The sequence below is a fragment of the Streptomyces mexicanus genome (genome assembly GCF_902506575.1).
GTDB lineage: Bacteria > Actinomycetota > Actinomycetes > Streptomycetales > Streptomycetaceae > Streptomyces > Streptomyces mexicanus.
In genome coordinates, this window is the sequence record NZ_LR732607.1 from 1 (window position 1) to 4,796 (window position 4,796).

Sequence of the window (4,796 nt, forward strand, 5' to 3'; positions counted from 1 at the left end):
GCCTACCACGTCCCCGGCACCTCCCAGAACATCACCGACCCCGTCGCCAACATCACCGCCGCCGCCAACTACGCCGCCCACCGCTACGGCTCCATCGACCACGTCAACTCCGCCTACTGAGCAGACGGTCCGCCGCGGCAGCGGCTTTGGCTCAGCGCGCCCGCTCCGTCCGTCGACCGGACCCAGGAGCGGGCGTTGCCCGTGGGCGCGCGGCGCCGTGGGTCACGCCGGCTCGCCGAGCCGCCGGGCCCGCTCGGCCAGTTCCACCTTCCTGATCTTTCCGGTGGCCGTCATCGGGAAGTCGTCGACCACCTCCACCAGCGGCACCTTGTAGGGCGCCATGTTCTCGCGCGCCCAGGCGCGCAGGGCCGCGGCGTCCGCGGTGGCGCCGGCGCGCAGCCGGACGAACGCCACCGGCACCTGGCCGCGGACGGCGTCGTCGGCCGCGACGACGGCGGCCGTGCACACGTCGGGGTGGCTGCCGAGCAGGGCCTCGACCTCGGCGGGGAACACGCTCATGCCCTTGACCTTGATCATGTCCTTGTCGCGGCCGAGGTAGTGCAGACAGCCGTCCTCGTCGAGCCGGCCGTTGTCCCCGGTGCGCAGCCAGCCGTCGCGCAGCTGCCGGGCGGTCGCCTCGGGATTGTTCCAGTAGCCGGTCATGACCGAGGGGCTGCGGACGACGATCTCCCCCACCTCGCCGAGCGGCAGCGGCTCACCGGTGGTGAAGGACACCACCGCGATGTCCGTCCCCGGCACGGGCACACCGCAGAAGACCGGCTCGGACCGCAGATCCCGGTCGCCTTCGGCCATGCCGTAGGGGGTGGCGTCGAAGGTGTGGGTCTCGGTCATCCCGTACGCGCCCTCGCGCAGCACCGAACCGGGGCCGACGGCCGCCGCCCAGCGATGCCGGACCTCGGTGTCGAGCCTGCGGACGAACGACACGGCCATCGGGTCGGTCAGCGAGGCCAGGTCCAGGCAGGCCAGTTCGGGCCGGTCGAGCAGTTCCAGGTAGTTCTCCACCGTGCCGACCATCGTCGACACCCGGTGCCTGTGGACGGCGTGGAGGACCTTCACCGGGTCCCAGCGCGCCATGAGCACCGACGTCCCGCCGAGCACGAGGGGGTTGAGGATGCCCAGGTTCTCGCCGGCGATCCAGAACACGGGGATGTAGCACAGGGCGACGAAGGTGCCGTCGGCCCGGCACCGTGTGGCGCCCGCGCTGCTCGCCGCGGTGTAGAGCATGTGCCGCTGGGTGTGCACGCAGCCCTTGGGCAGGCCGGTGGTGCCGCCGGTGTAGTTCAGCGCGGCCGGCGCGTCGAGATCGGCCGGCGGCCCGTCGACGGGGGAGTGCGCCACGGCCCGCGCCCAGGGGTGCACACCTGCCTGCTCGCCGGTGTGTTCGCCGCCCGTCGGCGGCGGTTGCTCGTCCGTGCCGGCCATCTCGCCGGCCGAGGTGACCAGCACCTCGCGGACCGCGGTCCGCGCTCGCGCCGACGCCACCAGCGGCAGCAGCGTGTCGAGGGTGACCACGACCTCGGCACCGCTGTCGGCCAGCTCGTAGGTCAGCTCCGCCTCGCGGAACATCGGGTTCACCGGTACGTGCACCGCGCCGAGCCGCAGCACGGCCAGCATGGCGACCACGAACTGCGGGCAGTTGGGCAGGTGCACCGCGACGCGGTCGCCGGCCCGCACCCCCACCGACGCCAGCCACCCGGCCGTGCGCCGGACCAGCTCGTCCAGCTCCCGGTAGGTGACGCTGCGCTCCTCGAAGACGACCGCCGGGCGCTGCGGCCGGTGCACCGCCCAGTGCGCGACGTGGTCGGGCAGGGAGATCTCACCGAGCGGGTAGACGACCTGCGCGGGGGTGCCGGGCGGGCGGACCCCGGCCTGGCGGGCCCGCACGTCTTCCAGGTACTCCTCGAGGTGCATGCCGGCTCCTCCTTGAGCGAGAGACGTCGAGCAGCGGGACGGCGGGCGGGCGCTCACCAGGTGTCGATGCAGGACCGTGTGGGTTCGCCGCGGGGCCGGGTGGCCCACGGCGTAAAGGCGTCGACGATCCAGCGGCGGGTGTCGGCCGGGGCGATGACGTCGTCGAGTCCGAAGACGGCGGCGGCGTTGACCGCCTTGCCCTTGGCGTACTGCTCGGTGAGCAGTTCCTCGTACGCCCGCTGCCGGGCGTCCGGGTCCTCGATGGCCTCCAGTTCCCGCCGGTAGCCGAGGCGGACCGCGCCCTCCAGGCCCATCCCCCCGATCTCGCCGGTGGGCCAGGCGACCATGGCGACCGGAGCGCGGAAGCTGCCCCCGGCCATGGCCTGGGCGCCCAGACCGTAGCCCTTGCGCAGCACCACGGAGAAGACGGGCACGCGCAGATGGGACCCGGCGACGAAGAGCCGGGCGAAGTGGCGGACGGTCGCCGTGGCCCCCGCCCCCGGCCCGACCATGAAGCCGGGTGTGTCGCACAACGACACCACGGGCAGGCCGTGGGCGTCGCACAGGCGCAGGAACCGGGCCGTCTTGTCGGCCGCCGGGCTGTCGATGGCCCCGCCGAGGTGCGCGGGGTCGTTGGCGACCAGGCCCATCGGCCGCCCCTCGACACGGATCAGCGCCGTCACGACACCCCTGCCGAACTCGGGGCGCAACTCCAGTACGGAACCGGTGTCGGCCAGCAACGTGATCGCCTCGCGCACGTCGTACGCCCGCACCCGGTTCTCCGGGACGACGTGCCGCAGCCGGCGCTGGTCGGCGCAGTCCCAGTCGGCCACGGCCCCCTGGAAGTACGCCAGGTACTTCTTGGCGACCGCGACGGCCTCCGCCTCGTCCGCGACGAGGACGTCGACGACGCCGTTGGGGACCTGGACCGACATCGGGCCGACCTCCTCGGGCCGGTACTGACCGAGGCCACCGCCCTCGATCATCGCCGGTCCGCCCATGCCGAGCGTGGTGTCGCGGGTGGCGATGATGACGTCGCAGCAGCCCAGCAGCGCCGCGTTGCCCGCGAAGCAGCGGCCGGAGGCGATGCCGACCGTCGGCACCAGGCCGCTCAGCCCGGCCATGGTGGAGAACGTCGGCACGTCCAGGCCGGACGCGGAGGTGGTGTCGGTGTCACCGGGACGGCCGCCGCCGCCCTCGGCGAACAGCACGACCGGCAGCCGCCGCTTTCCGGCCAACTCCAGCATCCGGTCCGTCTTCTTGTGGTTCAGCAGCCCCTGAGTGCCCGCCAGGACCGTGTAGTCGTAGGACATCACCACGCACTGGCTGCGCTCGGGGCCGAACAGGTCGCCGTTGACCCGGCCGATGCCCGCCACCAGTCCGTCGGCCGGGGTGTGGGCGATCAGGTCCTCCAGTGAGCGGCGGCGGCGCTGGGCGGCGATCACCAGGGCGCCGTACTCGGTGAAGCCGTCCGGGCCGCACAGATCGGCCAGGTTCTCGCGCGCGGTGCGGTGTCCGGTGCGCCTGCGGCGTTCCACCGCCTCGGGCCGGGCCTCGTCGAGGCCGACCCGGTGACGCTCGATCACCTCGGCCAGGTCCGGCCGGATCTCCTCCAGGTCCACCTCGGCGGCCTGTGCGGCGGCGCCGCCCGCCACGTCGCCGGGAACGAGCAGCACCAGCTCCCGGCCCGCAGGGACGACGTCTCCGACGGCCACCCGGACCTCGCGGATGCGTCCGCCGGCCGGGGCGGTCAGGACGTGCTCCATCTTCATCGCCTCCAGGACGACCAGCGGAGCGCCGGCCCGCCCCTCGTCACCGGCCCGGACCTCGACGGAGACGACACTGCCGCGGAACGCGGCGCGCACCCAGGCGTCCTCACCGGCACCGCCGGCGCCCGCGCTGCCCGCGCGGTCCTCCCATCCCGCCGGGAGAAGCTCGCGGAGACGGTCGTCGACGAACGTGGTCGTCACCGCCCCCGTACGGAAGTCCGGGTGCCGCAGCACGGACCGCAGCAGCGCGATGTTGGTCGCCGCGCCGGTGACCGCGAACTCCCCGAGCGCACGGTCCGCCTGCGCGGCGGCCTCCGCGAAGTCGCCGCGCACCGTACGGGTGACCACCTTGGCGAGCAGCGAGTCGAACACCCCGCCCACCCGCAGTCCGGCCCGGCCGTAGGTGTCCACGCGGACGCCGGGGCCGCCGGGCGGTTCGAAGACGTCGAGGGTGCCCGCACAGGCCCGCGCCGAACCGTCCCGGCCGATCTCCTCCAGGTTGACCCGGCTCTGCACGGCGAAACCGCGGGGAGCGGGGACGTCGTCCTGCAGCAGCCCCTGCTCGGCCAGGGTGTCGCCCAGCGCGACCCGCAGCTGCGCGACGACGAGGTCGATGCCGGTGAGTTCCTCGGTGACGGTGTGTTCGACCTGCAACCGGGGGTTGGTCTCGATGAAGCGGTAGTGGTCCGGTCGGTCGGCGTCGAGAAGGAACTCGAAGGTGCCCAGGCCCCGGTAGCCGGTCGCCGCCGCCAGCGTCACGGCCGACGTGATCAGCGCCTCCCGAGTCGCGGCGGGAAGGAAGGGGCTGGGCGCGACCTCGATCAGCTTCTGATGGCGCCGCTGGACGGTGCACTCCCGCTCCCCCAGATGGGTCACGGCACCCGTGCCGTCCCCGATGACCTGGATCTCGATGTGCCGGGCGCGGGGCAGCAGGTGCTCGACGTAGACCTCGTCGCTGCCGAAGGCGCGCCGGGCCTCCGAACGGCAGCGCTCGAAGGCCCAGGGCAGGTCGTCCGGGTCGCGCACCGCGCGCATCCCGCGTCCGCCGCCGCCCGCGACCGCCTTGACCATCGCCCCGGCCCCCGGCCGCAGACC

2 protein-coding genes and 1 pseudogene are annotated in these 4,796 nt (G+C 73.8%); 1 reads left to right on the plus strand and 2 read right to left on the minus strand.

Annotated features, from left to right (window positions below; translation table 11 throughout):
- Window positions 1-120, plus strand: a pseudogene (locus GV126_RS37805) (transglycosylase SLT domain-containing protein); the annotation flags it as partial.
- Window positions 121-222: 102 nt separating this feature from the next.
- Here GV126_RS37805 and GV126_RS33155 read toward each other — a convergent pair.
- Window positions 223-1,932: an AMP-binding protein gene (locus GV126_RS33155; protein WP_159674773.1), complete on the minus strand. Its 1,710-nt coding sequence runs from the start codon at window positions 1,930-1,932 to the stop codon at window positions 223-225.
- A 53-nt stretch (window positions 1,933-1,985) separates the two neighbouring features.
- A partial coding sequence (locus GV126_RS33160; RefSeq protein ID WP_159674774.1) for an acetyl-CoA carboxylase family protein occupies window positions 1,986-4,796 on the minus strand: 2,811 nt, incomplete at its 5' end.